The following is a 17,731-nucleotide window of genomic DNA, read 5'->3' on the forward strand; positions in this document are numbered from 1 at the left end:
GAGTTATAGATATATTGGAAAATATTATTCCGATGTTCTATGACTTTTTTTATAATGATAAAGTAGTTGTTCTTTATCACTATATATTTTCTATGTAGAAGGTTTACTTTGTCCAGAAAATAATGAGACAATACTTGTAAACTAGTTACTATAGTATTGTTATTTCTATGATAAGAAGAGTTATAGGAACGGCAAAAGAAGAGGTGAACAATGATAGTGATGATTTGTTGTTTAAATCATCTTCTGTGAAAGGATGAAAAGGATGAATAAGCCTAATATTGTACTAATCATAGCAGATCAACACAGAGGTGATGCATTAGGTGTAGCAGGGCATGATGTCCTGCTGACACCCAATATGAATAGTCTTGCAAGAAGGGGAATTCGATATACAAATGCTTACACAGAATGCCCAGTCTGCATTCCTGCAAGACATACGATGCTTACCGGAATGGCACCTGACAAAACGGGATGTGTCGGTTGGTCGGACAGGCAAAGAATTGCCAAATCGGAGCTGACTCTTCCATCATTGCTAAAAGCTAATGGTTATCAAACGGCTATGATTGGCAGAGATATTCACCAGTACCCGAAATATGAACGTTATGGTTTTGATGTGTTGATGGGATTTGAGCAAGAGAGAGCTAATATCTATTCCACTTATCGGGATCATTTTTATGAGACAACCATTGGGGAACATCACTTGGAAACAACAGGACTGTCCTTAAATGGCCTGACTGTGAAAAATTGGAAAGGTGATGAAAAATATCATACGACCAACTTTACGGTTAATAAAGCCATTGAATTTCTTGAAAATCGAGATTATTCTAATCCCTTTTTTATGTATGTGGGCTTTTTAGCTCCTCATCCTCCTTTTCTACCTCTAAAAGATTATTATGATTATTACGCTAATCGAGAATGTGAAGGTCCTGTGATTGGTGAGTGGGTCGATAAACTTGAAGATATGGGTGGTGTTAGTGAGATGAGTGGCGCAATTCAAGATGGCTTGTCTGAGGAGATGCGTTTGGCACGAGCAGCCTATTATGCCATGATTCAGCATATGGATGAACAGTTAAATCTATTATTGCGACGCTTAGAATATGAAGACAATACGTATATTATCTACACAGCAGATCATGGAGAAATGCTTGGTGATCATCATCGGTTTAGAAAATCTCAGCCTTATGAAGGCGTGACGCATATTCCATTCTTTTTGATAGGGCCAGGCATGAAAGGACCCATTGTACAAGATGAACCCATTGGACTTCAAGATATATTGCCCACAGTTTGTGAGCTTACAGGAACGGATATACCAAATCAAGTGACTGGGAAGAGTCTTCTTCGTTTGGCAAAAGGTGAAAGCTGGAGAGAATTCATTCATGGTGAACATGCCCCTATGCACGAAGCTAAAGGAAAAGATGGTGAACGTTTGCTGCATGCGGGTTTTCATTATTTGACTGATGGAAAAATGAAGTACATCTGGTTTACGGATGGTAAGGAACAATTGTTTAACTTGGTTGATGATCCTTTTGAAAGGGTAAACCTAACAGAACAAGATCATTTTACAGTAGAGCTGAATATTTGGCGAGAACGCTTAATAAAGACGTTGCTTAATCGGCCAGAAGGGTTTACAGATGGCACTTCTCTAATCCCTAATAGGCCTTATAACCATTATATGCCTCATGCTGTGGTGGATAATATATAGTACATTGGTGGATAACATCTAGCAAGATGGTAGACAACTTCTCGTAAACTAATCGACTATAATAGGATATAGAAAGTGAGTATACATGAAAAATATAGAATCTTTTTTTACTGAGTTAGCTTTAGGTGTAGCTTATTATGATGAATATATTAAAGAGGAGCGGCTTCAGGAAGACATTAAGCTGATGAAAGAAGCAGGTATTGGTTTAGTGAGAATAGCAGAGTCAACATGGAGTACCCTAGAACCTCAGCCTGATACTTATAATTTTTATCACATTGATCGGGTACTGGATGCCATGCATGGTGCAGGTATCAAGGTTATGGTAGGGACCCCTACTTATGCCATTCCACCTTGGCTTTTTAAACGTCATCCTGAGGTGATGGCTGAGACACCAGAAGGGGTCAATCAATATGGACATCGCCAAAAGATGGATATAACCAATAAAGACTATCTTTTCTACTCTGAGAGAATCATTCGAAAGCTTGTAGAACATGTTTGCGATCATCCGGCTGTTGTAGGTTATCAAGTGGATAATGAAACCAAACACTATGACACTGCAGGCCCAGAGGTACAAGAGAAATTTATTAAGTTTCTTCAGAAGAAATTCAATACTTTAGAAGAACTTAATGATAAGTTTGGACTGGATTATTGGAGTAATAGGGTCAATGACTGGGAGGACTTTCCTTCTGCAATAGGTAGTATCAATTCAAGTCTAAATACTGCCTTTAAAGGGTTTCAACTTTCTTTAGTCAAAGACTTTTTAAAGTGGCAATGTGATCTTATTAGGGAATATGCCAGAGATGACCAGTTTATTACCCATAATTTTGACTATGATTGGAGAGATTATTCTTTTGGCGTGCAAAAAGATGTACATCACTATGAAGCAAGTTTGCCTTTAGATTTGATTGGTATTGATGTTTATCATCCTTCACAAGATGAGTTAACGGGTTGTGAAATCGCTTTTTGTGGTGACAGTGCAAGAAATCTTAAGCACCAGCCTTATTTGGTTATAGAAACGCAAGCACAAGGTCATGTAGGATGGCTGCATTATCCAGGACAGTTAAAATTACAAGCACTTAGCCATGTGGCATCAGGAGCATCGATGGTTGCATACTGGCATTGGCATTCCTTACATAACGGCTGTGAAACCTATTGGAAAGGTATTCTAAGTCAGGATTTCATACCTGGAAGAACCTATAAAGAAGTTCAAGAAATAAATGAAGTGTTCAAAAAAATATCACCTTATATGAAAGGGTACATGGTGGAAAATTCAGCTGCTATCATGATTGATATGCATTCATTATTAGCTTTGGAAGATATGAAAAAGTATGGACATGACTTAGATTATAACATGGAAATTCGCCGTTATTATGACGCCCTTTATGCTATGAATATGGGTTGTGATATTGTGCATCAGGAAGATATAAAACTGAATCAATATAAACTGGTCATTGTACCTGCTCTTTATAGTGTGTCAGATGATGTCTTGGACAAGCTTGTAAGCTACACGAAATCAGGTGGAATAGTCATCTACGGTATGCGATCAGGCTTTAGTGATGAACATGTAAAAGTAAGAACGGAACAACAACCAGGAAGAATTACAAAATCTTGTGGTGTTACTTATAGCCAGTTCACCTTAGCGAAGCGAACAAATCTTAAAAACCCTAAAAGCGTTCAAGGAGAGAAAGAGGATCTTCGGCTAGATTCTAAGAGTTTAATAGAGCTGTTAAAACCAAGTGAAAACACAGAAACCTTGTATAGCTATGATCATCCGCATTGGAAAGAGTATAGTGCTATTACCCTTGCTAAAGATGGAGGTGGAACCAGTGTTTATGTAGGTTGCTGTCCTGATAAAACAGTGATTAAGCAAATCTATAAGGAGTTGATTAATAAAGAGGATTTGAAAGCACCGGATATATCTTTTCCAATAATAATAAGGCAAGGGATTAATAGAGATGGTCAAAAGATTGTTTTTATGTTTAATTATTCTGGGAAGATTCAAACTTGTCAATGGGAGGAAGAAAACGGGGTCAATCTTTTGACCCATGTAAAAGTAAAGAGCTCTCAAAATATATCATTATCTCCCTGGGGATATGCTATTTACCTTATATCTTAACGGTTTAAGTTTAATGGCTTTGACGACTTATGATTATATAGATTAAGTTGATTAAATGTTACACCATGCTTAGCAAATACCCCTTAGGTCACCAACATTATATCCTGTCATATTGGTGGCTTGAAGGGTTATTTTATGTCTTCTTTGGATGTATGTATATACTTTTTATAGGGGTGTTCAAAAGTTTCTTAGGGATATGGAAAGAATGAATTTAGTAATATTATAGAGTGAGGTAGTTAGGAATGAACATGGCAAAGCCTATAAGACTAAAGAATATTGCAAGAAAAGAATAGATAAAAAATCCAAATCATATTAAGAGAGAAGGTAAGGATGATGGAGCCTATGGGGCTTTTAGTCCATTATATAGATAACTTAATATAAGAAGGTATTATAGGGAGGTTTTATTTATGAAGTTGTACAGAAAAACCATGGTAATGCTCATGACATTATCTATAGTTGTAGGGTCATTTACATCTTTAGATGTAGATGCTGCTTATCATTATTCAACGCCTGTGGAAAAAGAACTTATTACAGGAAGTGATTTATCTGTAAATAATCCAGAGGTGACTTTGTATGTTTCCGTTAACGGAGATGATGATAATAATGGTAAACGATGTAAACCGTTAGCTTCAATACAAGCAGCAATTTTGAAAGCAAGTGGATGTATTGATAGGGGTAAAAGCACCAGAATTATCGTACGAGAAGGTGTGTATATTCTTGATTCTATGATTAGTTTAAATAATCTATACCCAGCGGCTAATGACTTTCTCCATATTGTAGGTCAAGGTGAAGTTGTTATAACCGGTGCAAGAGAGTGGACAGATTGGGACAGAGAAAACGGAGCTAACATATACAGTAAAGATTGGCATTATCGTTGGGGTAAGGTTAACAATACATATGAAGGACGAATTCCTGAAGCCCTTCAATATAGAGAGATTGCTTTTGTTAATGAAGAGCCAATGGTTCCGGTTAGAAGTTATGAAGCGTTAAGACCTGGGACAATGTTTGTTTCAGAAACAGAAGGCAGGATCTTTATATATCCAGATGAAGCAGTGCATAACTTGAACGATGAAAAAGTTGAAGTATCGGAGTCAGGTGGATTTATCAACCTTAATGGTTTGGCAATGGGTAACTTAATGGAATTAAATAACATAGAAAATCTAATGCTTGAAAATCTTAACTTTGAGAAAGCAGCAGCGGGAGTCTCTGATGCTGTATCGATACAACAAGGAAAAAATATTGTCATTAAAGACTGTACTTTTAGTAGTAGTGCATACAACGGATTACGATTCGATGATGTAGAAAACGGTCTTATCGATAATTGTCATGCTAGCTATAATGGTGGTAAAGGTATTGCTGTATCAAACGGTAAGAATATTATTGTCAAAGATAGTACAACAGATGGTAACAACTGGTTTGGACATCCTTATGGTTGGATTCAGTGGGACCCTGCTGGTATGAAGATATTTAGAGCGCATGAAATGAGGATTATCAACCATTCATCCAGTGATAACCTCTGTGAAGGTATTTGGGCTGATACAGATATTATTAACATGTATATCGAAAATCCAACCATTGTCGGGAATAAAAACCACGGACTTTGGATAGAAGCAAATGTGGGACCGGTTTATGTGGAAAATGGACGTGTTGAAGAGAATAAAAACTTTGGTCTTTATAATTCAAGTACAGAGAACTTATTCTTAGATGGTGTAACTTTTAAAAACAATAAAGGCGAAGTGGCCATTGGTGATTTTAACACGAAAGGAAGAGGTCCTTTAGTTAGTGACCCTGTATGGGCAGGAGACTATGGAAATACATTTGGTAATTTTGAAACCGGTGAAGGGTTTGTGTCACACGCAGTGGACATGACCATTGAAAACTGTACTTTTGTGGGTAGTGATTTAAGTGAAACACCATTATTTATCTATGTTAAAAGTGATGATAAGGATTCTTACAAACCTTGGATGGATTCATTAACAGCGAATAACAATACATATAGTCACTTTAATCCTGAAAAAGCTTTTTATGTTGCCACTTCAGGAAGTGAAGGTGCATTTGTTAATTTTACGGCTTGGCAGACAGCTACATCTCAAGACGGAGACTCTGTTTTTACCAATGAAGGTATTGGCTATTCAGAAGAACAGCCACCAAGTGGTGTGACCAGTGGTGATGTTTCACCAAAACCAGGCCAACGTGTGGTTCAGGCATCAAAAGCTAATCAAGCACCTGTTATTGACGGTATTAAAGATGATGTTTGGGATACAACGACAACCATTATCTCTGATTATGAGTTTGAAAATCAGGATAAGGATAATGGTGTGGTGAATGCTACTGGTATTGCAAGCCTCCTTTGGGATGAAAATTACTTATACTTCATCGTAACAGTAGATGATGCTAATCCCACAAGAGGAACAGACTCTAACTGGCAATGTGATAACGTTGAGGTTTTTCTTGATCAAAATTACAACCAATCAGGTGCTTATGAATCGGATGATGGACAATATAGAATTGGACACGATGGTGAGCGATCAGGGAAAACATTGACATGGGATTTAAGTGCACTTGAAGAATATGCAGCAGTCATCAATGATGATAACTATGTGGTTGAAGGCAAAATAAAAGTGAATCACGTTTCCATGGTTGAAGGTAGAGTCATGGGATTTGATTATCAAATTGCTGATGAACGTGAAGTGGCTGGTGTTTATGGTCGTCGTGGTATCCAGATGTGGAATGATAAAACAGCTAATGGCTATAACTCAACAGCTAATTGGGGTTATCTTGAGCTGGTTAACTCAGCAGTAGACGTTGCTACGATTCCTGAACCATTATTTGTAGAATCCATGACAACAGACATACCATCCGTTCTAGAAATAGGTTCAGAACATGATATTACGATTGATGCCGTTTTAAGTGACGGAACACAATTAACGAAAGAGCAGATAGAGCTAGGGTCAATTGTATACGGAAGTGCAGACCAAAGTATATTACGCATTGACACGAACGGACATATGACAGGACTATCTAGTGGTAAAACAATGGTCAGTGTGCGATTTACTTATGAAGGAAGTACAAAGACGGTAGTATCACAAGTGGTGGTTCCAGGAACCCTTAGTGCTTTTGATTATCAAGACATTAGTCCTCAGTTAGATAAGGTTCATGAATATGTTGGAAAGATTACTCTCTATCCTTATGGTTGTGAATGGATGACAAGTGGAACAGAACTTGTTTTCTATGGTGTGGACTTTGGTGATGAAGATACAAACCTACCTTACTTGAATTATCAGATTCAGGGTCATGCCATTGGTGAAGAGATGGCAGGTGGAAAGATTGAATTCAGAATTGATAGCCCTGATAATGAAGCTTTTGGTGCAGTAATCATTGAAGATACCAGTGAAAAATTAGATGATAGTTTGGATGATTGGCATTATGATAACAGTCGTCTTATGGCAGCAACCATGTCACAAAACGTTACAGGGAAGCATACGCTATATATGCGCTTTGTGGGTGAACCGGGTAATGAAACCCATGCAAACCTTAGAATGGGTAAATTCTACTGGGCCAACTTCTATCGAAGTGATACACCGATTATCCAACAAGTGACAGAGAAAAAAATGGTAGACCTTTTTCATCTTGACTTTGAAGATAACAGTATGTCCACTTATGGAAGCTTTGATATCCATTCAGATAGTGGAAAGGTTGCAACACTACAGATTAATGCATCTGGTAGTGATAGTGACGTGGTGGAAGTAAGAGATGGTGCGTTATATTTTGAAAAGGATAATGGACCTGCAGATAATGATTATGGTCAGATACAATTAGCACTTAGTGATATTCAAGTACCAGAATCTGATATGGTCGTTATATCCTATGATGTAAATGCTTTGAACTGGACCATGGAAGACAAATGGCAAGATTTTCCTAAGGTTGTTTTTGAAAAAGAAGATAATACCATTGACTATGGTGTGCTTATTATGGAAAATGCTAATGGTATTGGCGGGAATTTTGCACCGGGTGCTTGGAATCAGGTGAACTATAAAGACCAAGCTAATCTCAACCGAATCATCAATTTTCGATACGAGTTCAACATGAACAACGGTAGTTATAAGGTATATAAAGATGATGTAGAATGGGTGAGTAATGGACAAGTTCATACAGCAGGAACGGAGTTCATTCCAAAAGCACTTGATTCATTTATTTTTAAAATTCAAAAAGCAATAGGAGACGAGAAACAACAGTTATCATTTGATAATATTAAAGTCAGCTATTTGACTGAGGTGAAGTAGCTAAACGAGTTGTGTTTTTTTAGAATGATGATTAGCTAGTGTTTAAAAATCAGTTTATCATAGAATGACCCTAAGCATTGTATACTGCTTAGGGTCATTGGGATGGAAAGGTATGTTATGCCATTATCATGGTTGGGGAATGTATGATATAATGGAGACAATTATAGGCAAAAGAGGTGTCTTATGATAAAAGCATTGATAAGCAAAATGAAGAAAGTACATCATTGGAGTATTCTTAAACAGCAGATGTTTATCTATATTATTGCAGGTATGTTGCCTTTGTTCCTTGTAACGTCTGTCATTATCTATTCACTGTCAACCGTCATTCTAGATACCACCTATAAAGAATTTTATAAAGAAGCCGAAACTGCTAATAGTAATTTGCAGCAGAATTTATATAATGTGGAAGCTGTTATGAATTGGATAGCTTTTGATAATGCTCTCCATCGATTGTTAATTGACGAGTACACATCGCCTATCGACTATTATGAACAGTTTCAAACAGTGCATAATTCCGTTATGCAACTCAGGAGCCTATATGTTGAAATTGAAAAAATCGAGTTTCTTCATAACAATCCAACGACTACTTCTGGATCTGAGTTTTTATATATTGGAGACGGTCTTGAAGAGGAGTACAATCAGTTTATTCATATGGAGAATATAGAGAAGGGTGTTATTACTTATGATGATTCGGTAGAGAATTATATTATTTATCAATTATTAAGCCTTTATAAAGGTAATCCGAAGTACAAAGTTTTGGCGAAAGTCCAACTAAATGATGATGCCTTCTTGAAGCAATTTGAAAACACAAGAAATATTGAATACTATTTTTTAAACAGTAATAAAGAAATTATGTATGCCAATAGTCATGATGCATTAGCAATAGAAGAAGATAATCATAAGTATCTTGTTTATGAAACGTATTATAGAACAGCCAATCGATTTGGAGGGTATAAACTATACTCTCGAATAGCCAAATATGCATTAATTGAAGATTTTATCAATGTATATATTATTTTGTTCTTTGCTATGATGCTTAGTTTTATGCTTTCTTACTTTCTTCTAAGAAAATTAATCAATTTTAGTTCAAAAAGGTTGGTTGATTTTTCCGATCACATGGATAGTATGACGGAAGAACTCACTACCTTTTCATGTGAAGATTATTCAGATGAAGTAGGCAATGCCATTGATAATTACAATAAGATGGTGGGCATGATTCATGAAATGATTATCGAAAAAAATCAAAACGAGCTTCGTGAAAAGAACTTAGAACTTGAGAATACAAGAGCTAGACTATATGTTCTTTATTCCCAGATTAATCCTCATTTCTTATCCAACACCTTAAATGGTATCAAGATGAATTGTGTCATAAAAGGTGAAAAGGAAACGGCCAACATTCTAGGTGAGTTAAGTAAAATGTTTAGAAGCCTCATGCTTTACAGTGAACCCATGGCTGCACTTTGGCAAGAAGTGGATTTTATTGAAACATATTTAAAGATTCAGAAGTTTAGGTTTAAGGAAAAACTAGAGTATTCAATAATAATAGATGATCAGGCTAGACTGCAACCCATTCCACGTATGACACTACAACCTTTAGTAGAAAATTCATGTATACACGGCATTCAAAAAAATGCTGAGGGAGGCATGATACAAATACATGCTTTCGTTAAAGACCAGCATTTTCGAATTGTGATTACAGATAACGGCGTTGGCATTGGTGATAAACAATTGAATATCATTCGAGAAAGGATGGTAACGGAAGACATCCAAGAATCAAGTATAGGCATTATTAATGTCTATAAACGTTTAAAATTTTATTATGGTGACAATCTAACGTTTGAAGTTGAAAAAGCTACACCTAGAGGTACCAAGATTCATATAGATATTGATTTACAGGGCTTTAGAGACAAGTCAATCGAGATAAATGAATTAGAAAAGGAGGAAAGACATGTATAGAGTTATATTAGTTGATGATGAAAGTATCGTTCTTGAAGGCCTTCAGAGAATTATTGATTGGAAATCACTAGGTTATCAGATAATCGCAACGGCAGATGACGGATCTACATGTCTAAAACTTTTAGAAACCATCACCCCGGATCTCATTATTACAGACATTAAAATGCGTAAAATGGATGGAATTGAATTAATTGAAAACATTAGAAACATGAACATCGATCAACCAAAGGTCATATTTTTGACAGGTTATAATGAGTTTAGTTACGCTAAAGAAGCACTTAGATATAGAGCTAGGAATTATATATTGAAACCTATTGTTGAAGATGAATTAGTTCAGTCTCTTGTCCAGGTGAAGAAAGAATTAGATAAAGAGAAGAGTATGAGTAGTGTTATTGATGATTACAGAAAGATTCATATTCAATCACAAATAACAGGGTTACTTGAGCAAAATACTGCCGATGAATCCCTAGAGTATCTTTTCAATAATACCCATTTAGACAGGTATGATTTTTATCGCTGTGGTATTGTTAGAATAAGACCTGCAAAAACAAATGAAATTAGTTTGGATAAAGTACGTCGAACGGTTGAAGAACGATGCAACGAAGCGATAGATAGTTATGGTCTTAGTGATAGGATAGAAGGTTATCTCTTTAGAATTAAAGAACATAGCATAGGTATGCTTCTTGCTTATCATAGCGACTATGAAATCCATGAGTACATTGAACGACTATCTGAACGTTTAAAGAATATGCTGCCTATAAGTACAGCTCATCATATTACGGTTTCTTATGGAAAAAAAGTGAAACAGATGGTCGATTTTCACTTATCTTATGAAACGGCCATTCAAGCATCTAAGTTTATGATTTACTATGATTCTAGAACCCAGATTACTTATTCAGACATAAAACAATACACCATTAACAAGATTGATTATAATAAACTTATTCCAGTAGACAAGCTAATAAAAGCCGTTATTACCAATGAATATGATGCTATTTATTCATTTTTTTCATTGAATTTTATGGTGTTTAAGAAAGACAGAGTGAGTATAGATGATATCATCATTTTTATCAACAAAATATTTATGGACTGTACCAAAGAACTAAAAGTATATTGCCCAGATGAAAACTATAGTCAAAATGATTTGTTTTACTCCATTAAAGAAAGAATGCCTTCATTAAGCATATTGATGAAAGAGGTATTGGACTTTGCTCTTTGGGTAAGTGACACGATTAAGGAAAGTGGTAAAAAATCAACAAACAAAGATGATATAGTTGACTATATCAATGCGTATTTTAGGGAGAATATTACCCTTAAGATGATTGCAGAGAAGTTTTATGTTAATCCTGTATATTTAGGTCAAGTACTACAAAAAAAACTTAAGATTGGATTTAAAAAGTATCTTGAAAATCTTCGAATGGAAGAATCAAAAAAGCTATTGAAGACCACGGATAAGCCCATTTATGAAATTGCTTTTGAAGTAGGTTATAATGATCCAGAGTATTTTTCCAGGGTGTTTTACAAAGCCTATGGCGTAACACCAAGTCAGTATAAACAACAATGATAAATAATTTTTTTACAAGGAGCATAGGCTTAGCGTCTATGCTCCTGCTTATTGTAGACAGATAATATGTTTATCTGTTTTTTTTACAGATTTGCCTTTAGTTTATCTGGTTATATTCTTTCAAGGATAAGTTATGATAGTGACAATAAGGATCAGGAGGACGACAATGAAGATGGAGATAAAAAACTGTAAACGACGCTTACATATGGGTTTACATACACCTGAAATGACAGATGATTTTGGTTGATGACATGACTATAGCATATGAATAGTAAAGGAGAAAAAAACATGCGATTTAGGCAGATACATTTAGATTTTCATACATCAGAGGTTATTGAACAAGTAGGAAACAAATTTTCAAAAGAGCAGTTTCAGCTCGCATTAAAGGAAGGGCATGTGAACGCCATTAACGTGTTTGCAAAATGCCATCATGGTTATTCCTATTTTCCTTCCAAGGTTAATGCACAACACCCTGGCTGTTCCATTGATCTTCTTGGAAATATTATTGAAGCAGCGGAAGAAATAGATGTGGAGGTTCCTATATATATTTCAGCAGGTCTTGATGAAAAATATGCTAAAACACATCCAGAATGGTTAATCAGAAATAAAGATGAAAGTACGCGATGGACGTCGGATTTTATGAATCCGGGCTATCACGAGCTTTGCTTTAATACACCATATTTAGATGAATTATTGCTTCAGATTGAAGAAGTCGTGACTTTATATAAACCCAAAGGGTTGTGGCTAGATATTGTAGGCGTTCGCCCATGTTACTGCAGAACTTGTGTGGCTGAAGCTCATGACCTTTCATTAGATGTTGATAACCCAGTAGACATGATTAAGCTATGGGAGAAAACGTATAAAAATTATCAACAAAAAGTATGTGATTTGGTTGAAAGACTTAACCCAGAAACACATATCTTTCATAATAGCGGTCATTTTGCAAGAGGAAGAGAAGATTTATGGTCTGCAAACACCCATTACGAATTAGAGTCTTTACCAACGGGTGGATGGAGTTATGATCATTTTCCAATGTCTGCCAGATATATACAAGGCTTTGGTGTGGACTTTCTTGGTATGACGGGTAAGTTTCATACATCATGGGGAGAGTTTGGCGGTTTTAAACATCCCAATGCTTTACGTTATGAAATGGCACTTGATCTAATGAACGGAGCGAAGTGCTGTATTGGTGACCAGCTTCATCCTGATGGAGAGATGGATTTAGCCACATATCGTCTGATTGGTCAAGCATATAAGGAAGTGGAAGATAAAGAAGTCTATTGCGATGGCGTTAAAAGTGTTGCTGACATTGGTGTTTTTTCGGCGGAAGTAATTGAAGGTACTAAGATGATGTCAGAGTTTAATAATCTGTCTGACTCTGGAGCTGTTCGTATGTTAACAGAAGGGCATTATCTGTTTGACTTAATAGATGATCGAAGTGATTTTACCAAATATCGACTATTGATTCTTCCTGATAAAGTTCGTGTGGATAAATGTTTAGCTGATAAGATAAATAAATTCATAGAAAGGGGTGGTAAGGTTTTAGCTTCAGGTGAATCAGGTCTTGCTAGATTAGATGGCTCTAATGAGAAATCAGACGAACGTTATGATGCAGTAAATGATGCTAGTTATTTTAAACTAGATTTAATGGTGACATATGAAGGTAAGATACCGTATAGTCCAGCATATATTAAACCTGAATTTAAGTTAAAGTCAGTGGATTCAAGCTCCTATGTGTTCTATGATGAAAGTTACAAAGTAGAAGCAAAAGGTGGTGAAATTCTTGGGGTTATAGAAAAGCCTTACCATAACAGAACTTACAAAACTTTTTGTTCCCATAAGCACTTTCCAACCAGTCATGAGACCATTAGTCCTGCAATTGTTATGGGGAACTCAACCTGTTATATGAGTTGGAATGTGTTTAGAGATTATGCCATGGTGGGAAGCATTATCTACAAAGAAATCGTCCAATATCTTCTTGATAGGATGTTAGAGAAACAAAAAAGTGTTGAGACAACACTTGGTTCTTATGGTAGTGTGAGTCTTATGCATCAAGAAGAAGAGAAACGTTTCGTACTTCATACGGTGTATGCAGTTCCAGTTATGCGAGGCCGTCATATTAATGTGATTGAAGATATACAACCGGTTTATCATATTGAGATGAAAGTAAAAACAGGTAAGCCAATTAAGAAGGTCTATTTGGCACCTTCTAAAGAAGAATTGGCATTTAGCAATAAGGACAATGCTGTAAGTTTTGAGATTCCTAAAGTTGAGTGTCATCAAATGGTGGTGATGGATTATGCATAATAACTTGTTTCAAAGTTTACACAGCCCTATAGGTGCAGGTGCTGCTTTTGCCATTGGCCTTGAAGGTACAGGCGGTGGCTTTATGTTAGAAAATGATTATGTACCGGAGCAAGACATCTTTATTGGTTATAGAGAAGAACAATGCGTTAGCTTATTACCTTTTTATAAGAAAGGGCAGAAAACCGGTAAAGAATCCTATACACAAGAGGAAGATTCGGGAGAAATAAAGGTAGAAAGCATAGCGCCAGATAAAATCAGTAGAACATTCGGTTATGGTACAGACACTTTTAGAACAGAAGATATTGAGTTTTCCATTACAAGTAGATTTAATCAGCTTCCAGATATTGAGAAGCATAATCCGGTCGCTCAAGGTATTCTATCCGGCGAATACTATGAAGATATAAAACGTAAAGTATTACCGGTGGTTGTTGGAAAATTGGTTATTGATAACCGTTTAGGTGATAACGATAAAGAAGGGATTTTTGCCATTAGTGGTAATACAAGAAAGATTTTCTTGCAGCAAGAAACGAAAGGGCGTTATGCCGGTTATCGCTCTGCTGATGGTTATGGATTTGCGGTGGATAATAGGGGGGGAACGATTACAGAAATATCAGATTTTGACTTTCCGTCATTGTATCGTAAAACACTCCCAGCATGTTTAGTGCTTGGACCTATGTCAGGTATTTTATTTCAGGTGCCAAAAGGTGAAAAAGTGGAAGTAGACATGGTCTTTGGTTGGTTTAAGGAACACGAGACAACGGAAGGATTACATCGGTATAAGTATTTGTATACAGACTATTTCAACTCTCTACTAGAGGTGTTTGACTATGGATTCTCACAAAAAGACTATTTATGGGTTGAAGCATTAGAAGCAGACAAGAAGGTTCTGGAATCAGAATTGACAGAAGATCAAAAGATTCTTGTTAATCAGGCTGCTAAATCTTACTATGTTAGTTCGATGCTGTTTAGTGAAGGAAACCAAGTGCGTTGGGTGATGAATGAAGGTAGTTTTCTCATGATGAATACCTTTGACTTGATTATTGACCATATGTTTTTTGACTTAAGGTATCACGGTTGGGTACTTAGAAATCAACTGGCGTATTATGTGAAGGAATATTCTTATTATGATCAGTGTGGGATTTCATTCAGTCATGACCAAGGTGTGCGCAACCTATTTGCACCACAAGGTCATTCAAGTTATGAAATACCAAATACAAAAGATTGCTTTTCCTATATGACTCAGGAAGAATTGTGTAATTGGATTATTACGGCTTCAATTTATGTCCATCAACAACAGGATATAGCGTTTGCTATGGACATGAAAGATGTGATTAAGGATAGTTTAGCATCAATGATGAAACGTGATGGCGATGAAGCGCTTCTGGACGGCATAATGGATGTGGACTCAAGCCGTTGCGGAACAGGTGCAGAGATTACAACATATGATTCATTAGATGAGAGTTTAGGTCAGGCCAGAAGAAACATATACATGGCTGTAAAATGTTTTGCATCATACTTAGGATTGGTTAGTCTCATTGAAGCTGTTCTTGAGGGTATTGGAGAAATAGACGATCAAGAAGCTGGAAAGAGAGAAATGTTCGTAGAAGCATTTAATCAATTACGTAAGCAAGCTGAAGCCCAAGCACTGTTAGGTGCAAGAACCATTAATGGTTTTGTTGGAGAAGACGGTACTTTCCCAGCTATTGTTAAAGAAGGAAATGAAACCATGATTATTCCAATTGTAGAAGGTGTTATTTACCCTTTTTATGCAGGAATGGATGATTGGCTTCTTAAACAGCCTGAAACCGTGGCGTTATTGAATCATCTACGAGGACACATAGATGTGATTCTTACAAAAGGAAAATGTCTTTTTGATGACGGAGGGTGGAAGTTATCGGCAACGAGTGTTAATTCATGGATGAGTAAGATTTTCTTGTGCCAACATATTGTAGAGAAGATATTAGATATGGATATGGATATGCGTGAAGCAAACAAAGCCCATGTAAAATGGTGGATAGTGAATTGCCCTACTAATCCAGGTATTGATCAGGTTTTTGATGGGCATCAGGAAGAAAGAGGTTTTCATTATCCTAGAGCTGTAACAAATACCTTGTGGTGGTAAATGAAAGGAGAATGCATCAAGTGGATAAGTTGTCTACTTGGTGCATATTGGTATAATGAGTAAATTCAAATTAGCACCAATTTTTAGTGAGCATATGATTTTACAAAGGGATAAGGAAATGAGGATTTTTGGTTATGGTGAACAAGATGATGAAGTTGAAGTGACATTAACGTTTAGTCATGGTGAACATATGCCTTTACCCTATTATTGTAAAACTATTATAGTAGATAACAAATGGGAAGTTGTTTTTCCAGAACCCCTTGCCATACTTGGACTTGACGATGTTGATGATCTTAAACATGTATCTGTTGATATACATGTAAGCTGCAAAGGTGAAGCGATTAAGATTAAACAGGCAGTATTTGGTGAAGTTTTTATAGTTGCGGGACAGTCCAATATGCAGTTTATGCTAAAAGAGACCTTTGAACTTGAAGAGGCTTTTCCAACGAGAGAGACTCTGGACCTACGCTATTATTTTACCCCTCGAATCTCATATGAAGGGGAAGATAAGTCCATGGAACCTTCAAGCTGGTACCTGTCAACAGATAAGCAATTCGAGATGTTTTCTGCAGTTGCTTATTTTTTTGGACAGAAGATTCAAGCGTATGTAGATTGTCCAATTGGCATTATTGGATGTAACTGGGGCGGAAGCTCTTTGTTTTCTTGGATTAGTGAACAAGAGTGTCTGGAAGTTGAGGAAACCCATGAATACATGGAAAGCTTGCTTCAAGAAATGACGAAGAAATCCGAGAAACAGTATGAAAATGAACAATTAAAATACGACTCAGAGGTACGGTTATATGATAAAAAGGTTAAAAGGTATCTTCATGATAACCCTATGGTAAAGGCATCATATCCTTTAGATTTCTATTATCAAACCAAGCACTTGGATGGTCCATGGCCACCACCAATGGGTTACAAAAGTTTCCTAAGACCCGGCGGGCTATATGAACACATGGTTAAATCAATTGCACCTTACATGGTTGCAGGCGTATTGTGGTATCAAGGGGAGACAGATGTAATGCTTGGATCGGGATATCTTGCGATGTTAAGGATGTTGTTCCGATCCTGGAGAAAGCTATTTAAACAGAAGGCATTATTTTTCTTCTTGGTTCAGTTACCTGTGTTTTCATCCACGTCAGAAGAGGATAAAGGACGGGTTCTGCTACGTGAAGCACAATTTCAAGCTGCAATATCTGATCCTTATTCAGCTATTGCTTGTAGCCTAGACTTAGGTGATTGCTATAATATTCATCCTTTTCTTAAGAAGGATATTGGGTATCGCATGGGTTTACTTGCTGGTAAATATCTTTACAAGAAAGTACAGATTGCAGAAGGACCTCGTATACGACAAGTATTTCAATGTGATGAAGGTCTAAAATTAAGTTTTACAAATGCTCAACATGGCATCTATGCTGATTATGGAAAGGTTTTAGGGTTTAAAGTGGTTGAAGAAAACCAACGTTATGATGTGAAGGCTGACATCGTTGGCCATGATATTGTCATTCCCAATCACGAGATAAAGAACTTCTCACACGTTAAAAAAATTGAATATGCCTATGAAAGTATGACAATTGGAACAGTTAAAAATTGGAAGAAACTGCCACTCTATCCTTTTTCACAAAGTTTATCCATGCAATGAAGCGATCCAAAGGGTGGCAAATTCAAAGACGAAAGAGCTGGA

8 protein-coding genes are annotated in these 17,731 nt (G+C 36.4%); all 8 read left to right on the forward strand.

The genetic code is table 11. The annotated features are described in order from the left end of the window. Positions 1 to 262 precede the first annotated feature (262 nt). The 8 genes from HZI73_RS10810 (at position 263) to HZI73_RS10845 (ending at position 17,689) form a co-directional block, all read left to right on the forward strand. Complete coding sequence (locus HZI73_RS10810) at positions 263 to 1,699, forward strand: sulfatase-like hydrolase/transferase (protein ID WP_212698241.1); 1,437 nt, start codon at positions 263 to 265, stop codon at positions 1,697 to 1,699. Between the two features lie 85 nt (positions 1,700 to 1,784). Then, complete coding sequence (locus HZI73_RS10815) at positions 1,785 to 3,815, forward strand: beta-galactosidase (RefSeq protein ID WP_212698242.1); 2,031 nt, start codon at positions 1,785 to 1,787, stop codon at positions 3,813 to 3,815. A 407-nt stretch (positions 3,816 to 4,222) separates the two neighbouring features. After that, entirely contained in the window at positions 4,223 to 8,098 is a 3,876-nt protein-coding gene (locus tag HZI73_RS10820; protein WP_212698243.1) for a sugar-binding protein, read from the forward strand. A 183-nt stretch (positions 8,099 to 8,281) separates the two neighbouring features. Beyond that, on the forward strand, positions 8,282 to 10,054 hold the full coding sequence (locus HZI73_RS10825; RefSeq protein WP_212698244.1) for a sensor histidine kinase: 1,773 nt from the start codon (positions 8,282 to 8,284) through the stop codon (positions 10,052 to 10,054). After that, a complete protein-coding gene (locus HZI73_RS10830) occupies positions 10,047 to 11,618 on the forward strand; it encodes a response regulator (protein WP_212698245.1) in 1,572 nt (523 codons plus the stop codon). Before HZI73_RS10825 ends, HZI73_RS10830 begins: the two co-directional genes overlap by 8 nt. A gap of 264 nt (positions 11,619 to 11,882) precedes the next feature. Beyond that, positions 11,883 to 13,925 carry an alpha-amylase family protein gene (locus HZI73_RS10835; RefSeq protein WP_212698246.1) on the forward strand — a complete coding sequence of 681 codons (2,043 nt, stop codon included), beginning with the start codon at positions 11,883 to 11,885 and terminating at the stop codon, positions 13,923 to 13,925. Next, positions 13,918 to 16,047, forward strand: coding sequence for a glycoside hydrolase family 52 protein (locus tag HZI73_RS10840; protein WP_212698247.1), 2,130 nt, complete (start codon positions 13,918 to 13,920; stop codon positions 16,045 to 16,047). The genes HZI73_RS10835 and HZI73_RS10840 overlap by 8 nt, the downstream gene beginning before the upstream one ends. Before the next feature lie 55 nt (positions 16,048 to 16,102). Continuing rightward, positions 16,103 to 17,689 carry a sialate O-acetylesterase gene (locus HZI73_RS10845; protein WP_212698248.1) on the forward strand — a complete coding sequence of 529 codons (1,587 nt, stop codon included), beginning with the start codon at positions 16,103 to 16,105 and terminating at the stop codon, positions 17,687 to 17,689. Positions 17,690 to 17,731 lie beyond the last annotated feature (42 nt).

Source organism: Vallitalea pronyensis, from assembly GCF_018141445.1.
GTDB classification, from domain to species: domain Bacteria; phylum Bacillota; class Clostridia; order Lachnospirales; family Vallitaleaceae; genus Vallitalea; species Vallitalea pronyensis.